The sequence below is a fragment of the Paenibacillus sp. JGP012 genome, assembly GCF_014203995.1.
Classification (GTDB): domain Bacteria; phylum Bacillota; class Bacilli; order Paenibacillales; family Paenibacillaceae; genus Paenibacillus; species Paenibacillus silvae.
In genome coordinates, this window is the sequence record NZ_JACHKG010000010.1 from 24,581 (window position 1) to 49,733 (window position 25,153).

Genomic DNA, 25,153 nt, shown 5'->3' on the forward strand with positions numbered 1-25,153 from the left:
TCCTGAAAATAAGGAGTTCTGGCCCTGTCTGAGGTTTGCTGAAAAATAAAAAACAGACGTTCCTGCAAACCACCAGTTGAGATTAAAGAACCTCTGTTCAATAAGTGGCTGCAAAATCGTCTGTTGAAGAGTACTGCCAAGCGGCTTGTTCAAATCTGGAATCAGAAAGCCCAATTGCCATTCAGGAAGATAGCCTCACGCTCACCATTCGCTGTAATGCCGTAGATGTCTGTCTCGGGAGAGCCCATCATGAAATCGACATGTGTAATGCTGGCGTTCATGCCGCGGGCTGCAAGCTGCTCGGGAGACATCGTTTTGCCTCCTTCCATATTGGAAGCGTAAGAGCTGCCGATCGCAAGATGACAGGATGCGTTCTCGTCATACAGCGTGGTGTAATACAGAATGCCGCTTTCGGAGATGGGGGAGTGGAATGGCACCAGAGCAACCTCGCCCAGATAATGAGAGCCTTCATCCATGGAGATCAGACGCTCCAGCGTTTCCAGACCTTCCTCTGCATGAAAATCAACAATCCGTCCCTTCTCGAACGTAAGAGTAAAGCGATCAATGATGCTGCCGCCATAACTCAGCGGTTTGGTGCTGGTCACTTTGCCATTTACACCGAATTTCGCCGGAGCCGTGTATACTTCCTCGGTTGGAATGTTGGCTACAAACGGAGTACCCTTCTCGTTTACACTTCCTGCCTGAGCCCAAATATGTCCGTCTGGAAGCTCCACGGTCAGATCGGTTCCGGGAGAGAGGTAATGCAGTGCTTTATATTTTTTGTTATTGAGCGCGACAGCTCGGGATTCCAGGTGCTCGATGTGCTGGTCCCACGCAGCAATGGGATCATCAACGTCAGCGCGCACAGCCGCAAATATCGCGTTCCACAGCTGATTCATTTGCTCCGCTGCAGGCAGGTCCGGGAACACTTTGGCGGCCCAATCCGGTGAAGGGCAAGCGATGCCGGTCCAGCTCATTTTATCTGCCTGCAGGTACTGCCGGTATGTACTCATCGCCTGACCAAAGGCGCGCTGATGCGCCGATATTCTGGCTGGATCAATCCCCTTCAACAAGTCCGGGCTGGAGGATAGAATGGTCAGAAAAACGGCGTTGTTGGCCGCAAGCTCTTCCATCTCGGCTGCATGCCATTTGGGTGGTTCATTGAAGGATTCCTCAGGAGCCAGCTCGAATCGAAGGCGGTTAACGGTCTCATCGGAATACTTCACAATGACTTGCTTTGCTCCGGCTTCATATCCTTTGCGCACGAGCAGCTGCACGAGCGGGGCCGCGTCAATCATGGCATTAATGACAAATATCTGGTCTGGCTGCACGTTGGCTCCAACTTTGACCGCCAGCTCGGCGTAACGCTCCAGCTTCTGTTCAAAAGTTAACATGGAAATCCCTCCATCATTTTCAAGGTAGATTATCTATCTAAGTTGAACTAAAGATTTTACACAATCCACTCCAATGACAGAACAACCTTCTAATCGCTGTTATCCCCAGATTTTTTGGATTCCCTTTTCCAAAGGGTAAAATCCGGAGATAAAGGCGACCGCTCCGCTTTTTCAGGTTTTTTCTGTCCTCTCCGTTCACGTGTAAATAAATAGTTCAACTTATTTAGACACAGGAAAAGAGAGGAGATTTCTCCTCTCTTTATATGCTAAGGCTGATTAGAAGGCCCAGTTTCCATTCACGAAGATAGGCTCTTCCGCACCTTCTGCGGTTACACCGTTGATGTTCATCTCGCCCGAACCAATCATGAAGTCGACATGTGTCAGACTGGAGTTCATACCGCGTTCAAGCAGCTCTTCCTTGGACATCGTTTTGCCACCCTCCAGACAGAAGGCATAGGCATTACCAATGGCCAGGTGATTGGATGCATTTTCATCAAACAAGGTATTGTAGAACAAAATGTTGGTGTCCGAAATCGGGGATTTATGCGGAACCAGAGCAACCTCGCCCAGGTAGTGTGCGCCTTCATCCATTTCGACGAGGTTTCTCAGCGCGTCCAGACCTTGCTCGGCTGTATAATCGACAATGCGCCCATCCTTGAAGGTAAGGGAGAAGCCATCAATCAGATTCCCGCCGTAGCTCAGCGGCTTGGTGCTGCGAACCGTACCATTTACACCCGTTTTCAGCGGAGCCGTAAAGACTTCCTCTGTCGGCATGTTAGCAATGAACACATGACCTTGCTCGTTCACACTGCCGCCAGATACCCAGATATGGCCTTCCGGAAGTTCAATGGTCAAGTCTGTACCCGGAGCGGTGTAGTGAAGCTTTTTGTATTTTTTGCTGTTCAGCAGATCGGCGCGGGAATCGAGGTTATGCAGGTGAGTTTTCCATTCTGCGACAGCATCCTGTTCACCAATGCGTACGGTTTTGAAAATAACGTCCCACAGGCGATCCACTTGCTGCGCTTCGGGCAGATCCGGGAATACTTTGGCAGCCCATTCAGGGGATGGAACAGCCACAATGGACCAGCTGAACTTGTCAGCCATCTGATAAGCGCGATATTTCTCCAGCGCTTTGCCGCGCACTTTCTGACTGGTCACGATGCGCTCTTGAGCAACACCGTTGAGCAGGTCAGGATTTTCCGCAATGACGTGCAGAATGGCTGCACCTTCTTCAACGAGCTCTGTCATTTCACCCGCAAACCATTTGGGTTCAATTGAGAATGCTTCATCCGGAGCCAGATCATAATGAAGACGTGTAACGGTCTCATCGCTCCAGTTGACTTTGACGAGCTTGGCACCCGTGTTATATGCGGCTTTGACAATCAGGCGTACAAAATGTGCTGCTGTAATCGGCGCGTTCACCACAAGGGTCTGTCCAGGGTGAACATTGACCCCGACCTTGACAGCCAGCTCAGCATATTGCTGCAATTTCGATTCAAAATTGTTCATGCTATTTTTTCCTCCAATGTGATATGAATAACGTAGCTGGCGGGCTTTTCAAAGTCCTCATTACCATAGTGTAAGGAGTCATTAAGGTCCTTCATTGAATAATGTATACGTTGCTACGATATATATTGTACAATTAACCAATAATAATTACCAAACAGCTTTACCAGAAAGTTGGAGAAAAGTTGTAAATCCAAAGATTTCACCGAAAGCTTTACATGAGTGACTGTAGGAGAATCGCTTCAAACGAGAGAGTAAAAGGAGAGTATGAGAGTGAGTATTGAAATTATTCGTGCTGAAATGCGCCGTGAGGACGAAAAAAGCTTTGTAGGGAGTACTGTGTTCAAAACAGAGGGTGATAAGTCCGTATATGAAATTACGTTTATGAGCAAGAACGGCAAGGATTGGGACTACAGCCTGCATTTTACGGAGCAATCCGGTGATGAGGAAGAGCTGCTGAAAATGGACGAGCTGCTTGAAAATGACGATGATCTGTACAATCAATTGCTGGATGCAGCTCTGGATGCATACCCGGCTTAATAGGCCGGGCATGTTCTTGTTCTATTGTCCGATCTGTATGACTATACTAGACGGTGTATGCCTTAACAGGGCGTGCGCCGTCTATTTTATTCTGATTACGAATAGATGAACCAGAAAAGGGAAATCTACGAGATGAACATAAGCAGAGACAATTCGCCTGATGGGGGGTAACCGTGAATGGCATTTGACAATCTGATTACATCTGGAATGACCTGATTTGAGGAAGCGGCTTCTGATATTCTGAGTTTACGTACCCTTTTTGTGAATGTCGTGTTCATTGGAGAGCCGGGAAGCAGGAGTTGGGTGCTTGTGGACACAGGCATGCCCAATTTCACGGAACACATTGTCCATGTGGCATCCGAGCGTTTCCAGGGACCGCCATCGGCTATTATTTTAACGCATGGTCACTTTGATCATGTGGGGACTGTGGTTGAGCTGGAGCAGTTCTGGGGAGTTCCTGTATATGCGCACCCCTTGGAAATTCCGTATCTGACAGGTTTGAAAGATTACCCCCCGGCAGATCCCTCCGTTGGAGGAGAATTGATGGCGAGGTTATCTTTCACGTATCCGAACGAAGCGATTAATCTGGATGATCGAGTGTTTAGTTTGCCTTCGGATCATTCTGTACCTGGCCTGAGTGGCTGGCGCTGGGTGCATACGCCTGGTCATACACCCGGGCATGTGTCTTTATTTCGCGAATCGGATCGCATGCTGATTGCTGGCGATGCCATCGTTACAGTGAAGCAGGAATCTCTCTGGAGTGTTCTGCTTCAGGACAAACAGCTGCATGGCCCGCCTGCTTATTTTACAACCGATTGGAATGCGGCGCATCAATCTGTTCACAATATCAGGCAGCTGGAGCCAAGTGTAGCCGTGACCGGTCATGGGCATAAGTTAAGCGGGGAGATGTTGTACACATCGCTCCGGCAGCTGGATGACAATTTTGAAGAGGATACGGTGCCGAAGCATGGCAAGTATGTGGATTGATATGTCAAAGCCCGGCTTAGGAGGTAGAGCGGGCAGCAGGCCAAGACAGCGCGGAATGAGCAGCTGTCTTTTTTGTTTTGCAAGCGGTTGTGATGAATTGTCATCAATTTTATCCATTGTTCAGGAATGTTTAATTTGTTCTCGATCTCAGATTGTTATTTTATGTGCAGTCATGATATAGTCGAGCCGTATCATATAACCTTAGTATGCAGGAGGTACATATAACGATGACACAACAGAATACAGCATTTGAAGAACAATTTGGAGGCATTCCGGCGGTGTGGCTGCGATTTGGTGCATTTGAAGCGGCGGTCATTCCTAGTGTTGGGGCCAACCTGGTTGCGTTCCGGGATACAGAAAAAGGATATCGCTATCTGCGCGAGCCGAATCAGGACGATATGAAGGAGTTTTTGGCGGCCCCTGCCGTGTATGGTATTCCGATTCTATCCCCGCCAAACCGGTACGAAGACGGTCGCTTCCCGTGGAATGGCAAAGTCTATCAGCTGCCGATTAATGAACCTGCTACTGGCAACCACCTGCACGGATTTCTGCATGATGTGGCTTGGACGGTTGAGGGATATGGCTCCAATGATCAGGAGAGTTATGTTACGCTAAGCCAAAGCATCGGGGAAGGACACGCATTTTACAAATATCTGCCGTTCACCTTCACTGTAACGCTTCGTTATTCCTTGAGCAGTCAGGGTCTTCAGCAGCAGTTGATTGTGAACAATACGGGTACCGAGTACATGCCGAATCTGTTTGCATTCCATACAGCGATTAAAGTGCCTTTTGCCCCGGACAGTCAGTCTTCGGATTATACGGCCAAAGTGACGATCGGTCAGCGCCGTGAATTAAATGAGCGCTCTCTGCCGACAGGACAATTTCAACCGCTTACACCAGACGAAGAGCAGATGAAGGCGAACGGAGTAAGTCCGTTTTTTGCAGCAATGGACAATCACTACACAGCGGAGCCGCAAAATGGCCGTAACTACATGGAGCTAACAGATCACCGCACGGGTGACAAGCTAGTTTACGATGTGGGCACATCCTATAAACACTGGATGATCTGGAACAATAACGCTTGTAATGAGTTTTTCTGCCCTGAGCCGCAGATGAATCTGGTTAATGCACCGAACGTAGAAGGTGTTTCTGCGGAAGAGATCGGTCTTGTTGGCCTACAGCCGGGGGAACTGTTCGAGCAGACCAGCCGTTTGTATCCGATAGCTGCTCGGAAATAGTTTTCATTGCTCTTCCATCGTTTCACAGGCTAAGCGGGCTGGAGGTTCAATTCGTTTTGCGCTACGCTTACAATTTTGTCGAAAAGGTGAAAACCTGCTCGTAAATCATGTATAATATGACGAGATACACAAGCTTTGTAGATACCCAGACCAACTTTTTGGAGGAGGACAAGCAAGTGGAATACCGCATTGAGAGAGATACGTTAGGCGAAATGAAAGTACCAGCCGACAGGCTGTGGGGCGCTCAAACGCAGCGCAGTAAGGAGAATTTCCCGATCGGGCGCGAGCATATGCCAATGGAAGTCGTGCGCGCTCTTGCTATTTTGAAAAAAAGTGCTGCGGCCAGCAACCATAAATTAGGCAAGTTATCAGCGGCAAAGGCAGACGCTATTGCTTATGCGGCAGACGAGATTATTGCAGGACGCATTGACGACCATTTCCCGCTCGTAGTATGGCAGACGGGCAGTGGAACACAGTCTAACATGAATGTGAATGAAGTCATTGCCAACCTCGGTAATCAGCTGCTGGAACAGAAGGGAAGCGACGAGCGTCTGCACCCGAACGATGATGTAAACATGTCGCAGAGCTCAAACGATACATTCCCGACAGCGCTCCACGTAGCGGGTGTTCTAGCTGTGGAAGATCAGTTGTTGCCAGCGATTGCGGTGTTGAAAGCGACTTTTGCGGAAAAAGTGGAAGCGTTTAAGGATATCATCAAAATTGGACGTACTCACCTTCAGGATGCAACACCGATTACGCTGGGTCAAGAGATCAGCGGCTGGGAAGCGATGCTGGGCAAGAGCGAGCGAATGATTCGTGAAAGCGTTCAATATATGAAGGAACTTGCGATTGGCGGAACTGCTGTCGGAACCGGAATCAATGCACATCCCGAATTCGGTGATCTTACAGCCAAAGAGATTGGTAAACATACAGGCAAAGATTTCGTATCTGCGCCGAACAAATTCCATGCACTGACAAGCCATGATGAAGTGGTGTACGCCCATGGTGCAGTCAAAGCACTTGCAGCCGATATGATGAAGATTGCCAACGACGTGCGCTGGCTCGCAAGTGGACCGCGCAGTGGTCTCGGCGAGATTCGTATTCCAGAGAATGAGCCAGGAAGCTCCATTATGCCGGGTAAAGTGAATCCTACACAAAGCGAAGCAATCACGATGGTTGTGACGCAGGTCATGGGTAATGATGCAGCAATCGGATTCGCTGCGAGCCAGGGTAATTTTGAGCTGAACGTGTTCAAACCGGTTATCATTTATAATTTCCTGCAATCCGTACAGCTGCTTGCTGATTCTATCGTTGCGTTTAATGACAAATGCGCGGTAGGCATTGAGCCAAATCTGGATCAGATCAAGCATAACCTGGATAACTCCCTCATGCTCGTTACCGCACTGAATCCGTACATCGGTTACGAGAATGCAGCCAAAATCGCCAAGCTGGCGCATAAGGAAGGGTTATCTCTGAAGGCGGCTGCGTTACAAACAGGACTGCTTACAGAAGAGCAGTTTGATCAATATGTAGACCCGGCCAAAATGATTGCACCGAAAGCCTGATTTTTTCATACGGATCCACCAACATATGATTCAAAAGTACGACCTGCGAAAGTGGGTCGTTTTTCTTATGCCACCGTAATATTTATGCTTGTCAGATGGTATCCACGCATATAAAATACTTATGCAACTGAATTCATGTACAGATACAGCACTCGTCTAAATTTGGAGGGTTACGCGTTGTTTAAAACGAGAAGATTTACGATACGCTCCAAAATTGTATTGGGCTATCTTGTAGTTGTGCTTTTATTTGGTGTGGTACTTCTGGTACTTTCGGCCCAAATTAATGTACTACAAAAGGAAAATGATTTTATTAGTCACCATGATCTGGATGTACATAATCTGACAAATGCGATCGAAAAAAATGTGCTCGATATGGAAACCGGGCAGCGCGGATTTATGCTTACCGGGAATGAAACCTATCTCGAACCGTATACTCAGGGGCTGTCTGAATGGGACTCGAATTATAATCAGCTCATTGCACTTATCAGCGACAATCCGGCACAGCAGCAAAGTCTGCAAAACATTAAATCTCAAATTAATCGCTGGATAGAGATTGCCGGTGAACCATCGGTACAGCTCAAGAAAGAAGGAGATCAGGACAAGGTCATCGCTTTTTTTGAATCCGATCCGGGTAAAATTGAAATCGATCTGCTTCGCTCTCAGCTTGCGGCCTTTCGCAATACCGAGACTATGCTGACGGAAGCGAGGGTGACCGATCTGGCGAACCGCAGCTCCACCTTGTTGACGATCATGTACACGCTGTGGGGCCTGATTGCAGCAATGTCTATTGCCGCAGCTTTCATCGTCTCCGGTAACATTGTGAAAACACTGCTGGAAGTGAAGCAGACCATTAGTGATATTTCCAAAGGTGGAAATCTGAAGCAGCGTATACGTGTGCGGACACGGGATGAAGTTGCTGATCTCGGCTATGAAACCAATAAACTGCTGGATGAAGTACAGGAGCAGAACCGTGTAAAGGATCAGATTACAGGCATTGCTACGCTTTTGCAAAATCCAACGACACTCGAAGGGTTATCGCGCTTGTTTCTGAGTGAGCTTGCCGCATTGCTGGAGGTTCCATATGGTGTGCTGTATTACTGGAAAGGAAATCGTTTGTTGCGTGTAGCTGCTTATGCAGGAGATGGTGAGCAGGGACGTTCACTTGGACAAATATCGCTTGCACCGGGTCAAGGCATGGTGGGGCAATGTGCTGTGGAGAAGCGTGTACTGCGAATGAACGATCTACCTCAAAATTACATTCGGATTTCTTCTGGCCTTGGCTTTGCATCGGCAAGTTCGCTAACGGTTGTGCCTGTGTTGTTTGAGGGCAAGACGATTGCTGTTCTTGAGCTTGCTTCCATGAAACCATTACAGGAGCAGGCGATGAAATTAATCGATGAATTAACAGTTATATTCGGTGTCTCTCTGCATTCTACGGCTACACGAATGGAGCTGCAGCACCTTTACGATGAATCTCAGGTTCTGAATGAAGAGTTACAGGCGCAATCCGAGAAGCTGCAGCTTCAAACGGAGGAAATGCAATCCCAGACCGAAGAACTGCAAATGCAGACGGAAGAGCTGTATATGTTGAATGAACGTTTGGAGGCTCAGAAGGGTGCTGCCGAGAGTTCAGCCAAAGAACTTGCGAATGCAGCGGATCAATTGCGCACAAGCTCGGGCTACAAATCCGAATTTCTCGCAAACATGTCACATGAGCTTCGTACACCGCTGAACAGTATGCTGATTTTGTCGGAAATTTTGGCTGATAACAAACATCATCACTTGAGCAGTGAAGAACAGAATTACGCTTCCGTTATTCACAGATCAGGCAAAGACCTGCTGCATCTCATCAATGATATTCTGGATCTCTCCAAGGTGGAGGCAGGCCAGATGGAGGTGGAGTTTAATGAAGTATATCTGGATACCTTGCCCGAAGTAATGAACCAGTATTTCCTGAAGACCGCCGAGCAGAAAAATCTGGATTTCCGCATTCAGCTGCAAAGTCCGCTCCCGGAATCCATCGAAACGGATGAGATGCGGCTGCATCAAATCCTTCGGAATCTGCTTTCTAATGCGTTCAAATTCACAAGTGAGGGTGAGGTAGCACTGACCATCTCTCAAATGACTCTGGATCATGCCGATCGGGCTGGTCAAGCGACAGAAGTCATCGCTTTTAGTGTGAGTGATACTGGCATTGGGATAGAGGATAGCAAGCTGCTCCAGGTGTTTGAAGCCTTTAAACAGGCCGACGGGGCAACAGCGCGTAAATATGGGGGCACGGGGCTAGGGTTGTCTATTTCGCAATCGCTCGCATCACTGCTGGGTGGTTCCATCTCGGCAGTAAGCCGTCCGGGGCAGGGCAGTGTGTTTACACTGTTCCTCCCGCTGTACAGAGAAGGCTCGGATATATCGCATGAGCCTAATGCCAGATTGTTTGTGAGCGAAGCGGCAGGTACAAGTGCAGCATCAGAAGATCAGACCTTGTCTTCACTGGCTTCCGCCTCCCCGACGACATCATTGTCCCAGACACCAGAGGAAAGCCCTGAAATTTGGCTCACACCGCTTGAGGAAGCAATGATAAGTGGGTGTAGAATTCTTGTCGTGGATGATGACATCCGCAACGTCTATGCGCTTGCCAATGCACTGGAGCATTATGGTATGCATGTGATCTCCGCGCAGAATGGTGCCGAATGTCTGGAGTTACTGGAGTATGGTGGACTGAAGCCGGATGTTATTCTGATGGACATTATGATGCCGGAGATGGATGGAAATGAAACAACTCGCCAGATTCGGGAGCGGCTGGGCTTGACCGACATTCCGATTATTGTGCTCACGGCCAAAGCGATGAAGGAAGATCGGGAAAAAAGCATCGCCGCTGGAGCGACGGACTATCTGAGCAAACCGCTCAATGTCAAAGATGTATTGTCCCGAATGAAATTATGGATGACTCACGAAAAAATGGAGATCTAGAGTAATCGGATGTATTTATCCATCTATTCTGTGGAGCGGCTTATTTCAAAAATGAGCATGCTTCAATCGACTTATTGAACCTATGCCATGGATCGCATGATGATGCGGTCTGTAGGCCATAGGTTTTATTTTTTTTCATGTCAGCTTCTTTTCGAAAAATGATGTTATAATACTTAACAACAAATTCAATTTCTTTGTCTGATGCATGTATTGAATAAATATGATAATGAAAAAGAGTAGATTTATATTTAGATTTTTACACTATATGTAAAGTATGTGGGAGGTGTTGTCCGTGCAGCTTACCGTTAAAGAGGCTTTACAGGTATACCCGCTGTCTGAGGCCAAACTGGTGGCGGGCGGAGAAGGGACTTCGCGCATGATGAAATCCGTGAACGTCATGGACGCTCCTGATATTGCGGACTGGATCAAGTCTGGAGAGATGCTGTTTACAACCGCTTTTATTATGAAGGATAGCGAGACGGATGCACTGCATCTGATGCGGCGCCTGAATGATCGTGGGTGTGCGGGACTGGGCATTAAACTCGGACGTTTCTGGCAGTCCATTCCCGACGGAATTATAGAAGAGGCGGATCGGCTTCGCCTACCACTGCTGGAGCTTCCGTTCCAATTCACTTTCTCTGATCAGATGAATGCTTTATTTAAGGTGGAGCATGAACGGAGTCACCGGTTGCTGCATGAAGTGGTGCAGAAACAGAAAAAGCTCATGCAGTTTGCACTGCAGCAGCAGCACCACCGCAACGTGTTTGCGGAAATGTCGAGCATCCTGAATTATCCGATCGCAGTTATCGGCTCGCGCGGGCATGTGCTCTATGGCAATGAGGGAATGGGGGAGCATGCAGTCACACAGGGCTGGCCCTGGAAATCGGTTATGCATCGCGTGAAATGGAATCAGGGCAGCTGTCATCGGGTACCGATCAGGCAAAGTGATGAGGAGTTCGGTTTTCTGCTGGTATATACGGACTCGGCCTTGTCTCTGCGAGCGGAGGAGGAGCTGTTTCAGCAGGCGGCTGATGTGCTTGCCTTTTACATGGATATGACCTATCGCGAGCATATAAATCCGACGGTTCAGGATGAGATGCGTACGCTGCTTACACAATATGTGGATCAGAAATTGACCATTCAGGAACTGATCACTTTAAGTGAAAATAAAGGCATGCATTTGTTCCAGGGCACGTATCAATGTGTGCTGACCACGCTGGAGCCGAACGTTTTTGCTGAGGGTAAACTCCTCAAGCAGATTCACCGGGAGCTGCAGTACAATCCGCTGATGCAATTTACGGCGTCCCAGCATTTTCAGATGAATGAAGGCATTCTGTCCATCTATACCTGTCCAACAGGACGGGATTATGGGGATGAGTTATCTGCTTTTCTACTGAATCGATTCGGGGATGTGCTCACAGCACAGGAGGCAAAAGGAGCGCCGGGGCCCCGTTTCTGGATCAGTAAAATGAAACATGAACCCGTGTCGCTGCGTGAAGCGTATCATGAATGTCTGGATACACGTCAGCTTGCTAACAGATTTGGAATGAAGGATCGCGCGCTGCAATTTGAAATGCTTGAGTTTGCATATGTATTTCAGCATGTACCGGAGCAGATTATGGAGAACTACTGCAATAAGGTGCTGGAGCCTTTACTCGCCAGAGATGGTGATCCGAATCAGGTGCTTATGAACACGCTGGAATCCTTTATCGAGAACGATGGACTAATTAATGAGGCAGCCAAACAGCTGTTTGTGCACCGCAACACCGTAACCTACCGTATGGAAAAGATCGGCAGCCTGCTGCAAATGGATTTCAAAAAAACGAATGATCTGCTCAAACTGAAGCTGGTGTTCACCTTCCGTAAGTTTGTGCGTGATAAAGCATCGGCCAGACCCCGCATCTAACAAATGAAGGATTCAGAAATGGTGGATTAAAAATAATGATGTGGGATAGAAACCAAAACCAGGATTAAAGTTTTTCACCCATCAGACCGTGTGAAGTATAACAATGTATCAACCACAGAATAAACCGCACTTTGCAATTTGAGGTGCGGTTTATTGACATTGAAAGAGGAAAAGCACACGCTAACCCGTGCATGAATAACAATCCACAGGTTTTATGTTATGTTATATAACAAATTTGCGTAAATAATATTGCCGCAGAACAAGGTAGTGCTTAAAATAAGGAAAAATCATCGCTATAAAAAGACCGGGAGGGTTAACATGCACAATCTTCTTCATCTCGTTAACAGCTGGTCTGAATCACAATTTGTACAGACCTTTGGTTCTTTATTTGAAGATTCAGCCTGGATTGCAGAACACTCTGCCCCGCTGAGACCCTTCGATTCCTTCGAAGAGATGATGCAGACCATGATACAGCAAGTTCTAGGCTCGGAGTATGAAGAACAGCTGGAGCTGCTTCGCAAGCACCCCGACTTGGGGGCAAGGATCAGCATGAGCAGCAGTTCGGTACGGGAGCAGGCCGGTGCGGGTCTTGATTCGCTCACGCCGGAGCAATTTATGGAGATGCAGCAGTTAAACAGCACATACACAAGCCAATATGGCTTTCCATTTATAGTTGCAGTGAAGGGACATACAACCGAATCGATTCTTGATTTGATGAGACAGCGACAAGGGCGAGCCTCGCGGCAGGAGTTTGAGACGGCATTGAAGGAAGTCTTCAAGATAGCCGGGATACGTCTGCAGCAATGGCTCGAAGAACATGGGCAGGAAATTGAATCCGGGCCGAGTTCTTCTAAGCCGTTTTCTTCAATGAACGTATCGTATACAAACCGTGCTGAGAAGATCCCGGAAGAAGGTGATATCTGATGGAGCAGCATAACGGTCGCATTACGACTCATGTGCTGGATATGTCCAGAGGTGTGCCTGCTGCGGGGATCAGGATTGAATTGTATTTTATAGAACGAACAGGAGCAGAGGCAAGCAGCACCAAGGTGGCAGAAATGCTGACCAATGCAGATGGACGACTGGATCAGCCTATGTTTGCGGATGGAAAACTTCAAACGGGTGAATATGAGCTGCTTTTTCACGTGCATCCATACTTCGCACACAGTAACAAAAATAATCCGCCAAGCTGCTTGTGGACTGCGGTGCCGATCCGTTTTGCTGTATCCGATGCGACAAGTCACTACCATATTCCGCTCTTGATTGCTCCGGGAGGATACAGCACATATCGGGGGAGCTGATGAGGCTGATCAAGAACAAAATAAAGAACAACAAAATAAGAAATCACGGAATAACAGGAAATCTGAAATGAAGCAATAACAGCTATGAGAAGGGTTATGTGTAAAGGGACGGAGGTAAGACGCTATGAATGAGTCCGGGCGATATGCCTCTTTCAATACAAACGATTTCCTCGCAAAAGGCATAAGTCTTCCGGATGTAGAGAAGGTAGAACTGCAAGCCATGTTAGATTGGCTGGCTGGTTATGGAGCGGATGAACAGGGCGGTGTAACGAGGTTGTTATATGACAGGGCCTGGTGTGATGCACAGCAGGCTCTCGCTGTCAAAATGCAGGAGAAGGGGCTTGCGGCCGAGTTCGACCAGTCCGGCAATCTGTTTGGCACACTGCAGGCTGATCCTGACTCTTCGGCTGCGAGTGCACACGCTCTGCCCATCGTTACTGGCTCTCATATTGATTCCGTAGTACACGGCGGCAAATATGACGGGGCCTACGGCGTAGTGGCAGGAATACTGGCTCTGGAATATTTGCAGCAGCAGTTCGGAGCCCCTCGGCGTACGCTCCAGGTTGTTTCGCTCTGCGAGGAGGAGGGCAGCCGGTTCCCCTTTGCCTATTGGGGCTCGCGCAGCATAACGGGTGCAGCTCATCTGCAGGATGTGCGTGAGCTTCAGGATGCTGCCGGGGTGAGGTTTGAAGACGCAATGACTCAGGCGGGATTTGGACCTGGTAGCCATTATAGGGCAGCCGAGCGCCAGATTGGAGCGTTTATCGAGCTTCATATCGAGCAAGGACAGGTGCTTGAACGTCTGGGGCATTCCATCGGTATCGTATCAGCTATTGTAGGCCAGAAGCGGTTCAGTGTGACGGTTGGTGGAGAAGCCAATCATGCAGGCACAACACCGATGATCTGGCGGAAGGATGCACTTGCCGGGGCTGCCGACATGATCAGTGCAGTCAGACGAATTGCGCTGCAGGCAGGGCAGCCGCTTGTGGCAACGGTAGGACAGATTACTCCCGATCCGGGTGTGGGCAATGTGGTGGCAGGGCGGGCCGTGTTCTCGCTCGACATTCGGCATATTCAGCAGGAGAGCATAGAGCAATGCTGGAAGCAGATGCTTGAGGCATTTACAACGATTGCAGAGGAGCAGCAGCTTGAGGTGGATTGGGAAGAGCATCTGTCAGTTGCCCCTATAGCTATGAATACCGGGATTATCCAGGACATTCAGGAAATCTGTTTCCAGGAGCAGCTGTCCAGTCACACGATGGCAAGCGGTGCCGGTCATGATTCGCAGATTTTCCAGCCTGCCTGTCCGACGGCGATGGTATTTGTACCGAGCCGCAGCGGAATCAGTCATAATCCGCTTGAATTCACAGCGGAGGAAGATTTGATGCGGGGCTTTCGGGTACTGGTCAGACTGCTCTACAAATACGGTTACGGGAGCTGAATGAAGATGGCTGTCTATAAAGAGTTATCCCCGTCCTTGCGGACCATTATGACCCCGGGACCTGTTGAAGTTGATCCACGTGTATTACGAGCGATGTCCTTCCCCGTTCTCGGGCAGTTCGATCCCGAATTCACTTCACTTATGAATGACACGATGGCCATGCTTCGTGAGCTATATATGACAAGCAACGTATGGAGTTACCCGGTGGACGGTACGTCCCGATCCGGCATTGAAGCGGTGCTGGTCAGTCTGATTCAGCCGGGAGACAAGGTGCTTGTGCCAGTCTACGGAAGATTTGGCCATTTGCTTGTGGAAATCTCCGAGCGATGTGGCGCCGAGGTTGTTTTGGTTGAAACAGAGTGGGGGAGGGTCTTCGATCCGGATGAAATCATCAAGGCCATTCATCTGCACAAGCCAAAGCTCGTTGCTGTGGTGCACGGCGAAACCTCAACGGGTCAGATGCAGTCTTTGGCTGACGTTGGCAAGGTATGCCGGGAACTGGATATTTTGCTGGTGGTGGATGCCGTTGCAACCATTGGCGGTACGCCTGTCGAGGCGGATGCGTGGTACCTCGACGCCGTCATTGGTGGAACACAGAAATGTTTGTCCGTGCCGTCAGGCATGGCGCCGATCACCTACAACAGTCGTGTAGAGCAGCAGCTGATGAGCCGGAAAACGATCGAACGTGGACTTCGGGATGCAGATGGTACCCCTGCTGGAGAGCGAACGATTGCAAGCAATTATCTGGATCTGAGTCAGCTGCAGGATTATTGGGGGCCAGCAAGGCTGAACCATCATACGGAGGCTACATCCATGCTTTATGGTCTATATGAAGGGCTGCGCATTGTGCTTCAGGAAGGACTGGAGGCGCGTTATCAGAGACATCGAATCAATGAGCAGGCACTAATGGCAGGCATTGAGGGAATGGGACTGGAATTGTATGGTAATCTGTCCAGCAAGCTGCCGGTGGTAACCTGTATTCATATTCCTCAAGGCATCGACGGGGAAAGCGTCAGAAGGATGCTGCTGTATGATTTTGGTATCGAAATTGCAAGTTCGTTCGGTCCATTAAAAGGGAAAATCTGGCGCATCGGCACGATGGGGTTCAGCTGTCAGCGTAAAAACGTGCTTCATGTGCTGGGTGCTCTGGAAGCGGTGCTGCGGCGCCACGGCTGTAGTGTATCCTCAGGCGAAGCGGTGCAGGCGGCTCTGGACGTCTATGCAGGGAAAGGGAAGGAGGGAGTATTATGCTGAACCAGATGCCAATGGCAACAAGCTCCATGGTGACGACACCACATTATCTGGCAAGTGCTGTTGGAAGCTCTATACTGCAGCAGGGTGGCAATGCCTATGATGCTGCGGTGGCGGTAAGTGCAGCACTTGGTGTGGTCTATCCACATATGACCGGAATAGGCGGCGATGCATTTTTTCTGATTCACGATGGAGCGAGTGGCGAGATTACGGCGTACAACGGAAGCGGCCGCTCGGCGTCCTGCCTTCATGCAGATACATTCAAAAAGATGGGCATGAGCGACATTCCTCGGCGCGGGGTGCTTAGTGCGATTACCGTACCGGGGATGGTGGATGCATGGTGGGCAGTCTGGTCCCGTTACGGCAGACTGGCGTGGGAGCAGCTGCTTGAACCGGCCGTACAGTATGCAGACCAAGGCTGCCCGGTATCGCGCGATCTGTCGTTATGGCTGGAGCAGGATGCGGAGCTGATTATGGGACATACGCCGCTGCGAACAGTATTTGCCCCGGAGGGTACTCTTCTGCAGGAAGGAGACCTGCTCATTCAGAAGCAGCTGGCTGCCTCCTTGAGACAGCTTCAATCGGGTGGACGGGAGGCGTTCTACACGGGGGAGCTGTCTAAACAGATAACTACGGCAATTCAGGAGGATGGAGGTATGCTCGCGGCAAGCGATTTTGCGGCGCATCAGGGCGAGTGGGTGAAGCCAATCAGCACGAATTATCGTGGTTATGAGGTTCATCAATTGCCGCCTAACACACAGGGCTTCTCCATGCTGATGATGTTAAATATGCTGGAGCAGGTAGATATGGCTGCCGTAGCACGTACGTCCCCTGAATTTTACCATCTGATGGCGGAAGTGGTGAAAAAGGCCTTTCGAGACCGGGATCGGTATCTGACCGATCCTGATTTCAGAGAAATTCCTCTGGATCGTCTGTTATGCAAAAGCTATGCAGATGAATTATGGAACGAAATCCAGTCACATCCGACTACAGCTCAACCGTTTTTGTCCCAAGCAATGGGTCAGGATACTGCGTATGCAGCGGTGGTGGATGCCGAAGGCAATGCGGTTTCCTTTATTCAAAGCCTGTATTTTGATTTTGGCGCAGCTTATGTACCGGGTAATACAGGAGTTTTGATGCAGAACCGAGGTTCGTTTTTTTCACTGGACTCGAGGGAAGCCAACGTACTGGAGCCGGGTAAACGTACTTTTCATACGCTTATGCCTGCTTTGGTCACACGTGACGGAAAGCCTTATATGCTATTTGGCACGCAGGGCGGGGAAGGGCAACCGCAGACACAGCTATCTGTCCTCACAGGTGTAGTGGACTATGGAATGAGTATACAGGAGGCGATTAATCTGCCGCGCTGGCTGTATGGACGTACCTGGGGAGAACAAAGTGATACGCTGCGTGTGGAGAATCGGTATCACGACGACGTGTGTGCTGCTCTCGCGAGCTGGGGACATAAAGTGGAAGCCAGAGCGCCGTGGGATGGAGTTATGGGGCACGCACAGGGCATCGTTATTCGAGCGGACGGCATAATCAGCGGTGCGGCTGACCCCAGAGGAGACGGCATGGCTATTGGTTTGTAGGTTTGTAGTCATTAGATGAAGGCGGGTCTTCCGACATCCCGTAGAGAGTGAACATTACCAAGTAGAGAACACAGAACCGGATGGGGGAGATTGGCATGGGTACGATTTTGCTCAAGGGCGCACAGCTGGTCACGATGAATGCAGAGGAAGACGTATTTACGGGAGATCTGCTGATAGAAGATAACAAAATCAAGGAAATTGCAGTGAATATTGAAGAGAGTCAGGCGGATCAGGTGATTGATGCGAGGGGCAAGGTGCTGTTGCCCGGCTTTATCCAAACACATATTCATCTGTGTCAGACATTGTTTCGCGGACGTGCAGATGATATGGAGCTGATGGATTGGCTGCGCAAGCGTATCTGGCCGCTGGAAGCCGCACATGATGAGGAGTCTGTTTATTACTCGGCGATGCTTGGACTTGGTGAATTGATCTCCAGCGGCACGACAACGATTCTGGATATGGAAACGGTGCATCATACGGAATCTGCTTTTCAAGCCATGGCACAGAGCGGTATTCGGGTCATCTCCGGCAAGGTAATGATGGATCATGGAGATGAGGTGCCTGAACCTCTGCGTGAAAATACAGCGGAGTCGCTGCAGCAAAGCGTGGATCTGCTGGAGAAGTGGAACGGATTCGGCGGCGGCCGCATTCAATATGCGTTCTGTCCACGGTTTGTCGTATCCTGCACGGAGGAATTGCTGGTGGAGGTGCGTGACCTCTCCAATAAATATCACGTCAAGGTCCACACCCATGCTTCAGAGAACAGGGGCGAGATTGAACTCGTTGAACATGAACGAGGCATGCGCAACATCGTTTATCTCGATCACATCGGGCTGGCTACACCCCGGTTGGTGCTTGCGCATTGTGTGTGGCTGAGTGAGGAAGAGAAGGAAATTATCCGCAAGCGCGGAGTCAAGGTCACTCACTGTCCAGGTTCAAACATGAAGCTCTCCTCCGGGATTGCAGAGATTCCCGATCTGCTGAATCGGCAGATTGCCGTAGGTATTGGTGCAGACGGGGCCCCATGCAACAACAATCTGGATATGTTTCAGGAGATGCGAATGACGGCGCTGATTCAGAAGGTGCCGCATGGACCGACGGTGATGGATGCCAGAACGGTACTGCGCATGGCAACGATGGGTGGTGCAGAGGTGCTGGGCATGTCCAAAGAGATTGGCAGTCTTGAAGCAGGCAAAAAGGCGGATATGATTCTGCTGGATCTCGATGATTTTCACACTTACCCTTCCTATGAAACAGATATATATTCCCGTGTCGTTTATTCGGCAACCCGAAGCTGTGTGGACACAGTCATTATTGATGGCAGCATTGTGCTGAGCAACCGCAAAATACAAACGATTGACCGCAGTATTGTGCTGCGGGAGTCGGATAAAAGCATTGCACGTCTGATGAAGCGAATGTAACGACCGCACAAGATCTGTTTGATATTAGTCTGTTTGATGTGGGTTTGTTGGCTCGATCTTAAAAAGATGGCAGGGAAAGGCGGCGGCTCAGATGGAGATGCATGATCTGTGTGCAATTGCGATGCGGGAAGCACGAAGCGTGCTCGCCACAGCCATCAAGGTTGAGGGTCATGCTTACCGCAAGCAGGGAGTTTCGATGCTGCTTACCGAGGACGGCTGCGTATATGGCAGTATCAGTCCGGGCTGTCTGGAAAGTGATCTCCAGGAGCGGGTAAGCCGTGTGCTGGAGACGGGACAGCTGGAGCTGGTTGCCTACGATATGCGGCCGGAGGATGATCTCTCCTGGGGAGAAACGATTGGCTGCGGTGGACTTGTCATTGTGCTGCTGGAGCCTGTCTGTGGAGAACTGCGAACGATGATGCAGCAGATGCAGTTATGTTTGGATACCGGCGCATCGGTTTCATTGATCAGGTCTTTCGATGAAGACTGGCAGGCAGTTATGTATGAATGCTTCAAGCTGGAATCCGGCCGAAGACCGCTTGTTCCGATGAAAAGGGATAAAAAGGATCGAAATGATAGAAAGAATAGAAACGACAAAAAGAATAGAAGCGATCGAGATGAGTGGAACCTTCCTCAAAAGTTAACATCGGTGTATGAACCTAAGCCGCGTTTGATCATCATAGGAGCGGGAAATGACGTTATGCCTGTTGCTAAGCTCTCCCGATTGGCCGGGTTCCGGGTGCTTGTAACAGATTGGCGGGAGTCTTTATGTACAGCTGAACGATTTCCTGAAGCAGAGCTGATGTTAGGTTTTCCCCAGGAGATTTATGGTCAACTGAACATTCATGAGCAGGATTATATTCTTCTGATGAGTCACCAATTTCCACGGGAGCGTGAATGGCTGGCCCTTCTGGCGAATCGTGCTTATACCTATCTTGGCATTATGGGTTCACGCACCCGAACAACACGTTTGCTGGATGGGATGCCACCTCTGAAGCATATGCATAGCCCGGTTGGTTTGTCGATCGGAGCTGATGGGCCGGAAGAGATTGCGATAAGTATTGCTGCTGAGCTGATCGCGTGTCGACGTAAAATTCAGAAAGACTCCGGGATTTCCACAGCAATGATTGAAAAAGGGAGCGATGCTTATGCAAACGACAGGTATCGTTCTGGCAGCTGGTAACAGCAGCAGACTCGGACGGAATAAACTCTCGGTGAAGATGCCGGATGGAATCGCACTTGCGGCCTGGACATTGAAGGCTGCCTTGAGCTCAACTTTGGACCAGATTATCTGTGTTGTTAAACCTGGAGATCACCTCGAATGGCTGCCAGAAGAATGCCTGCGAACAGCCACTGGCAGGTATACTGCTGCACCCGGACTGCGTATTGCAGTCTGTGATGATCATGCTGACGGTATGGCTAATTCAATACGCTGCGGTATCTGGACAGCCATGGAGTACAGGCCAGAGGGTGTGCTGATGCTGATGGCAGATCAACCCCTAATAACGGCAAAGCATATTAATGGTGTTCTGGACGCACTGGCTTCCCATCCTGATGCTGATTATGCGGCGGCTGCCGACGATGCGGATGCGAAGCCGCCGGTTGCTTTTCGCTCCCGCATGTTCGGCCCGCTGTTATCTCTTCAGGGTGACGAAGGTGCTCGCAAAATACTTCGTAACTCCATATACAGAGGCGTAAAGGTCCCCTTGTCGCGGGAAAGCTTCTGGGATGCAGATACGGAGCCGCAGTTGAAGCAAATTCTGAATTATGCAGAAGGACAGATGTGGAGAGAGGCTTGATGATGGATTTTAGCCAACGTTAACGTTGATTGCATATAAACAACCCATATAGAAAGGAGGGGGAAGCCATGGCAGCACCAGCATACGGATCAGGAGCGCAGCCTTTTGTATGGCAGCCGCATAGTTTACAGGAACTGCAATCTATCAGAGAACAGCTTGAAGGGGCGTGGTGTTATACCGCTGGAGCCACGTTGCTGCGCACCCAATGGGAAGCAGAATTGAAAGCTCTGCCTCAACATCTGGTTAGTCTGAGCTGCATTCCCGAGATGAGCGAAATCACTGTACAAGGGGATTACATTGTAATTGGAGCTATGACCCGATTAAAGGCATGTGCAGCATCCCCCTTGGTACAGCAGCTTCCCATTCTGCACGAAGCCGTTCTGGCTATTGCCGCTCCTTCTGTACGAAACCTGGCAACCATTGGAGGTAATATTGCATCAGGGATCGGGGATACGCTGCCTGCACTGCTTGTATATGACGCTGAGCTGCAATGGATGACCTGCCGTGGCATGGAGATGCAGCCTGTCACCGCATGGCTTCTTGATGGCGGTATTCGCGGACGAAGCGAAGAAGATGTACTGGTATCGGTTCATATTCCGATGCATCGAGATCGAGAAGGCAGCTCACTTAATTCGCAAGCATGCAGCAGCCCTGTGCCAGATCGTAAGCGTAAGATCGCCTTTTACCGCAAACTGGGTCGCAGGGAGGTATTCACGGCCTCACTTGTAACGGTCGCTTTGTTCGGAGAGATTAATCTGGAAAATGGACGCTGGGAACGAATTGCGATTGCGGTTGGCGGCGGTTCAGGCCTGGCGATGAGACTGACAGAGTCGGAGCAGCTGCTTCGATCCGGCCCGGCGGAGGCTGCTCAGGCCCCCATGCTTGCTGCTCAGGTTATGGCTGAATTTACAACCTACACCGATGCTTTTGCAACAGAAGACTACAGGAAGCAGGCGGCAGGCAATATGCTTGGAGCTGAGCTGTGGCAGGCATTCCAACCATAAGATTTTCATAGGGATGCCGTAAAGGAAAAACGATAACTGTGGCTTAATGGAGCATGAGAGATGTGGCTTAATGGATCAATATAACTATCGAGCAATGAAGGGAGAGATAGAGCATGCTGCTTAACCGAGAACAGAGTGGAAAACGTTGGCACCTGCGGCCGGATGGCCCTCCGAAGGTTACGGGGCAGCTGCAGTATCTGACCGATATGAGCTCACCTGATATGATTTATGGCAAAGTGCTGCGGAGTGATTATCCGCATGCAAGATTGCTGTCCATCGATACTTCGGAAGCCGAAGCAATGGAAGGTGTGTATGCCGTGTTAACGGCCAAGGATGTGCCCGGGCTTAACCGTTTTGGCATCGCCACACCGGATCAGCCGGTGTTCTGTGAGGATCTCGTTCGGTATGTCGGTGATGCCATTGCCGCTGTTGCTGCCGATTCTCCCGAACGGGCCATGCTGGCTCTGGCTGCCATTCGGGTGCAATATGAAGAGCTTGAGCCGCTGGACAGCACGGATGCAGCACTTGCTCCCGATGCGCCTGAGCTGCATCCGCACGGCCCGGGTAACGTTCTGCACCGCACAGAGGTTAAACGGGGAGACGCCGAGCAAGCTTTCGCCTCTTGTGCTTATGTTGTAACAGAGACCTATTATACGCCAAGACAGATGCATGCATATATGGAAACAGAGGGTGGTCTTTTTGTACCAGATGAAGCCGGGCGCTTGAATGTATATGCGGCTACGCAGCATGGATATAAAGACCGCATGCAGTTGGCCCGGATTATCGGCTGTCCAGAAGAGCATATTCGGGTCGTATCTTCCCCTATTGGCGGTTCATTTGGAGGTAAGGATGAGCTGAATGTGCAGCCTTATGGAGCACTGCTTGCTTTGAAGTGCGGTCGTCCTGTCAAGATGCATAACTCCCGTAAGGAATCGGTAAGGGCCGGCTTGAAACGCCATCCGATGAAGATCGAGATGCAGACGGGCATAAGCCGTGAAGGCATTTTGCAGGCGCACCGTGTTCGGATTACCGCAGATACGGGAGCCTATGCTACCCTTGGAGCCCCGGTGCTGAATTTCTGCACCGAGCACTGCATGGGGCCATATGTGATTCCGCACGTTGATGTAGAGGGAATCTCTGTATATACGAATAACGGGTTATCTGGCGAATTTCGCGGTTTTGGCGGCAATCAGGCGATTTTTGCGATGGAAGGGCAGATGGATCGGCTGGCACAGATGATCAATATGGACCCATGGGAATTTCGTAGACGTAATTTGCGGCAAAAGCAGGATCCGGGGCCGCTGAATCAGCAGATTCTGCCTACGGATGGACTTTCTCAAGTGTGGGAGGCTTTGGATCGCTCCGATCTATGGCAGAAGCATCTTCATCCCGAAGAGGAAACGTCACGTCCACCCTGGATAAAACGCGGGGTCGGGGCAGCCATCGCAATGCATGGTGCAGGGCTGGGGTATGGTATTCCAGACCCGGCAGGGGGACGTCTTTCCTTGAACGCCGAGGGTAAGATTGAAGTAGCGTTCAGCTATGAGGAATTCGGGCAGGGTCTCGTTGCTACACTGGAGATCATGCTCTGTGACCTGTTTCAGTGCCACACCTCTGATCTGAGCATCGTCATTGGAGATACGGATCGTGTACCTCATAGCGGCTCCAGTACGGCCTCCCGTTCCACGACAATGGCCTGGATGGCTCTGCAACGGGTGCAGCATGGCTTCCGTTCGAAGCTGCTCGCCGTGGCCTCCGAGATTTCAGGTATTCCTGCCGATAATCTGATGACTGGACCCGGGGGGATATGGACGAAAGAAGAGGATTCGTCATCTTTGTCTTCTTCCCGCTTGGTGGCTGCTTATGCGGAGCTTGTACAGCGTGGTGAAGCGAAGGATTGGATATTTGATACGACCTTTCACTATCCTACCACACCCGATCATGTTGTAGGCGGTCACTACCTCTATACGTATGCCGCAGTAGCCGCGGAGGTGGAGGTAAATATGCTGACGGGAGAAACCAAACTTCTGGATACACGGCATATTGTGGCTGCCGGCCCGGTCATTAACCCGATGGGGTACGTAGGACAGATTGAAGGCGGAAGTGTGATGGCTCTTGGATTTACGCTGACCGAGGATGCTGTTATGCAGAACAGCCGCTATGTGACGTGCAATCTGGACACGTATTTGATTCCAACCATCAAGGACATTCACACACATCTGGAAGTAGAAGCCATTGAGGATTTGCCTGAAGGTGATGCATTCGGACCGAGAGGCATTGGTGAGATTGGTTCTGTAGCGCTGGCTCCTGCGATTACTGGAGCGATCCATCAGGCTACAGGGGTGTGGGTTAGCCATCTTCCAGTGCCGAGGGAAGAGTTGACCAGAGCCTTTAATGTTTTTTTGCCGGAAGGAGTGAGGCCATCATGAAAAACCTGCCACTTGAACAGGAATGGAGCGCTGAAGTGAACGGACATTCCAGACAGCTGTCTGTAGCTCCCGGAACCCGGCTTGTCGATATGTTGCGAAATGAATTACAGCTGACAGGCACTAAAGTGTCCTGTGAGGTTGGACGGTGCGGCGCATGTATGATCCTGCTGAATGGTGAGCCTGTGAATGCCTGTCTTGTCATGGCTTATCAGTGTGATGGCTGCGAAATTACAACGATCGAAGGGCTGGGCGGCGAGCAGGAGGGACAGCTGCATCCCATTCAGCAAGCCTTTGTAGAAGAGGGGGGATTCCAGTGTGGTTACTGCACACCTGGCATGATTATCTCAACAAAAGCGCTGCTGGATGAGTGCCCGAACCCTACTCGGGAGCAGATCGAAACCGGACTATGCGGTAACCTTTGCCGCTGCACAGGCTATGGTGGAATTATAAGAGCGGTGAACAAAGCAAGTGAGCGATATGGTGGAAGAGAGAAAAGCGGCACAGCGATAACCGAAACGGCTATAGAGTCCGCTAATTAATCAAAAAATCAGAAAACAACGCAGTCTAGGCGATCTCGCTGTCTGCTTGCTGATTATGCAAATGTGAAATAACTGAATTTTTTACCCCAGTAATTGTATTATGGTTATATTATGAATAATAGAGAATGTTCTGCGAATCGAGTGATGAAGCAAGCTCAGAACGCAGAAATTCTTTATTATTTTTTTTGCGTTGGAGGCTCAGATGAAATACAGAAATAGATGAAGGCAGCTAGTTGTACATAACACTAGAAGCATTAGGAGCTGCGAGGG

At 49.9% G+C, this 25,153-nt stretch carries 19 protein-coding genes; 17 read left to right on the forward strand and 2 right to left on the reverse strand.

Features of this window, described 5'->3' with window-relative positions:
• Window positions 1–161 precede the first annotated feature (161 nt).
• Both HNR77_RS14090 and HNR77_RS14095 read right to left on the reverse strand, forming a co-directional pair.
• Complete coding sequence (locus HNR77_RS14090; RefSeq protein WP_184185267.1) at window positions 162–1,394, reverse strand: aminopeptidase; 1,233 nt, start codon at window positions 1,392–1,394, stop codon at window positions 162–164.
• Window positions 1,395–1,670: 276 nt separating this feature from the next.
• Entirely contained in the window at window positions 1,671–2,903 is a 1,233-nt protein-coding gene (locus HNR77_RS14095; RefSeq protein ID WP_184185270.1) for an aminopeptidase, read from the reverse strand.
• Window positions 2,904–3,173: 270 nt separating this feature from the next.
• Between HNR77_RS14095 and HNR77_RS14100 the strand changes: the two genes are divergently transcribed.
• From HNR77_RS14100 to HNR77_RS14180, 17 genes are all read left to right on the forward strand, one after another.
• Window positions 3,174–3,440 carry a hypothetical protein gene (locus tag HNR77_RS14100; RefSeq protein ID WP_184185273.1) on the forward strand — a complete coding sequence of 89 codons (267 nt, stop codon included), beginning with the start codon at window positions 3,174–3,176 and terminating at the stop codon, window positions 3,438–3,440.
• 237 nt (window positions 3,441–3,677) lie between these two features.
• Window positions 3,678–4,427 (forward strand): MBL fold metallo-hydrolase, encoded by a 750-nt coding sequence (locus HNR77_RS14105; protein WP_311768627.1) that lies wholly within the window; start codon window positions 3,678–3,680, stop codon window positions 4,425–4,427.
• Window positions 4,428–4,654: 227 nt separating this feature from the next.
• Entirely contained in the window at window positions 4,655–5,665 is a 1,011-nt protein-coding gene (locus HNR77_RS14110; RefSeq protein WP_184185276.1) for an aldose 1-epimerase, read from the forward strand.
• Window positions 5,666–5,841: 176 nt separating this feature from the next.
• Window positions 5,842–7,230, forward strand: a complete 1,389-nt coding sequence (gene fumC / locus HNR77_RS14115; RefSeq protein WP_111273343.1) for a class II fumarate hydratase — start codon at window positions 5,842–5,844, stop codon at window positions 7,228–7,230.
• 177 nt (window positions 7,231–7,407) lie between these two features.
• The gene (locus tag HNR77_RS14120) at window positions 7,408–10,200 is read left to right on the forward strand and encodes a CHASE3 domain-containing protein (protein WP_260410574.1); all 2,793 of its coding nucleotides are present in this window, start codon (window positions 7,408–7,410) and stop codon (window positions 10,198–10,200) included.
• Between the two features lie 292 nt (window positions 10,201–10,492).
• Window positions 10,493–12,106 (forward strand): PucR family transcriptional regulator, encoded by a 1,614-nt coding sequence (locus HNR77_RS14125; protein ID WP_184185282.1) that lies wholly within the window; start codon window positions 10,493–10,495, stop codon window positions 12,104–12,106.
• Window positions 12,107–12,424: 318 nt separating this feature from the next.
• A complete protein-coding gene (uraD, locus tag HNR77_RS14130) occupies window positions 12,425–13,030 on the forward strand; it encodes a 2-oxo-4-hydroxy-4-carboxy-5-ureidoimidazoline decarboxylase (RefSeq protein ID WP_184185286.1) in 606 nt (201 codons plus the stop codon).
• Entirely contained in the window at window positions 13,030–13,407 is a 378-nt protein-coding gene (gene uraH, locus HNR77_RS14135) for a hydroxyisourate hydrolase (protein ID WP_184185289.1), read from the forward strand. Before uraD ends, uraH begins: the two co-directional genes overlap by 1 nt.
• A 124-nt stretch (window positions 13,408–13,531) precedes the next feature.
• On the forward strand, window positions 13,532–14,848 hold the full coding sequence (locus HNR77_RS14140) for a Zn-dependent hydrolase (protein WP_184185291.1): 1,317 nt from the start codon (window positions 13,532–13,534) through the stop codon (window positions 14,846–14,848).
• 6 nt (window positions 14,849–14,854) lie between these two features.
• Window positions 14,855–16,102, forward strand: a complete 1,248-nt coding sequence (locus HNR77_RS14145; protein WP_184185294.1) for a pyridoxal-phosphate-dependent aminotransferase family protein — start codon at window positions 14,855–14,857, stop codon at window positions 16,100–16,102.
• Window positions 16,096–17,691, forward strand: coding sequence for a gamma-glutamyltransferase (ggt, locus tag HNR77_RS14150; protein WP_184185297.1), 1,596 nt, complete (start codon window positions 16,096–16,098; stop codon window positions 17,689–17,691). The genes HNR77_RS14145 and ggt overlap by 7 nt, the downstream gene beginning before the upstream one ends.
• 95 nt (window positions 17,692–17,786) lie before the next feature.
• Window positions 17,787–19,112 (forward strand): 5'-deoxyadenosine deaminase, encoded by a 1,326-nt coding sequence (locus HNR77_RS14155; protein WP_184185300.1) that lies wholly within the window; start codon window positions 17,787–17,789, stop codon window positions 19,110–19,112.
• Window positions 19,113–19,203: 91 nt separating this feature from the next.
• Window positions 19,204–20,295 carry an XdhC family protein gene (locus HNR77_RS14160; protein ID WP_184185304.1) on the forward strand — a complete coding sequence of 364 codons (1,092 nt, stop codon included), beginning with the start codon at window positions 19,204–19,206 and terminating at the stop codon, window positions 20,293–20,295.
• Window positions 20,261–20,911 carry a nucleotidyltransferase family protein gene (locus HNR77_RS14165; protein ID WP_184185307.1) on the forward strand — a complete coding sequence of 217 codons (651 nt, stop codon included), beginning with the start codon at window positions 20,261–20,263 and terminating at the stop codon, window positions 20,909–20,911. The genes HNR77_RS14160 and HNR77_RS14165 overlap by 35 nt, the downstream gene beginning before the upstream one ends.
• 68 nt (window positions 20,912–20,979) lie before the next feature.
• Complete coding sequence (locus HNR77_RS14170) at window positions 20,980–21,915, forward strand: FAD binding domain-containing protein (RefSeq protein WP_184185310.1); 936 nt, start codon at window positions 20,980–20,982, stop codon at window positions 21,913–21,915.
• A gap of 113 nt (window positions 21,916–22,028) precedes the next feature.
• Window positions 22,029–24,344, forward strand: coding sequence for a xanthine dehydrogenase subunit D (gene pucD / locus HNR77_RS14175; RefSeq protein WP_184185312.1), 2,316 nt, complete (start codon window positions 22,029–22,031; stop codon window positions 24,342–24,344).
• Window positions 24,341–24,883, forward strand: a complete 543-nt coding sequence (locus HNR77_RS14180) for a (2Fe-2S)-binding protein (RefSeq protein WP_184185315.1) — start codon at window positions 24,341–24,343, stop codon at window positions 24,881–24,883. The genes pucD and HNR77_RS14180 overlap by 4 nt, the downstream gene beginning before the upstream one ends.
• Window positions 24,884–25,153 lie beyond the last annotated feature (270 nt).

Coding starts and splice junctions, on each gene's coding strand:
- HNR77_RS14090 (WP_184185267.1), bottom strand. CDS start 1,394: ATGTTAACTTTTGAACAGAAGCTGGAGCGTTACGCCGAGCTGGCGGTC.
- HNR77_RS14095 (WP_184185270.1), bottom strand. CDS start 2,903: ATGAACAATTTTGAATCGAAATTGCAGCAATATGCTGAGCTGGCTGTC.
- HNR77_RS14110 (WP_184185276.1), top strand. CDS start 4,655: ATGACACAACAGAATACAGCATTTGAAGAACAATTTGGAGGCATTCCG.
- uraD (WP_184185286.1), top strand. CDS start 12,425: ATGCACAATCTTCTTCATCTCGTTAACAGCTGGTCTGAATCACAATTT.
- uraH (WP_184185289.1), top strand. CDS start 13,030: ATGGAGCAGCATAACGGTCGCATTACGACTCATGTGCTGGATATGTCC.
- HNR77_RS14140 (WP_184185291.1), top strand. CDS start 13,532: ATGAATGAGTCCGGGCGATATGCCTCTTTCAATACAAACGATTTCCTC.
- HNR77_RS14145 (WP_184185294.1), top strand. CDS start 14,855: ATGGCTGTCTATAAAGAGTTATCCCCGTCCTTGCGGACCATTATGACC.
- ggt (WP_184185297.1), top strand. CDS start 16,096: ATGCTGAACCAGATGCCAATGGCAACAAGCTCCATGGTGACGACACCA.
- HNR77_RS14155 (WP_184185300.1), top strand. CDS start 17,787: ATGGGTACGATTTTGCTCAAGGGCGCACAGCTGGTCACGATGAATGCA.
- HNR77_RS14160 (WP_184185304.1), top strand. CDS start 19,204: ATGGAGATGCATGATCTGTGTGCAATTGCGATGCGGGAAGCACGAAGC.
- HNR77_RS14165 (WP_184185307.1), top strand. CDS start 20,261: ATGCAAACGACAGGTATCGTTCTGGCAGCTGGTAACAGCAGCAGACTC.
- HNR77_RS14170 (WP_184185310.1), top strand. CDS start 20,980: ATGGCAGCACCAGCATACGGATCAGGAGCGCAGCCTTTTGTATGGCAG.
- pucD (WP_184185312.1), top strand. CDS start 22,029: ATGCTGCTTAACCGAGAACAGAGTGGAAAACGTTGGCACCTGCGGCCG.
- HNR77_RS14180 (WP_184185315.1), top strand. CDS start 24,341: ATGAAAAACCTGCCACTTGAACAGGAATGGAGCGCTGAAGTGAACGGA.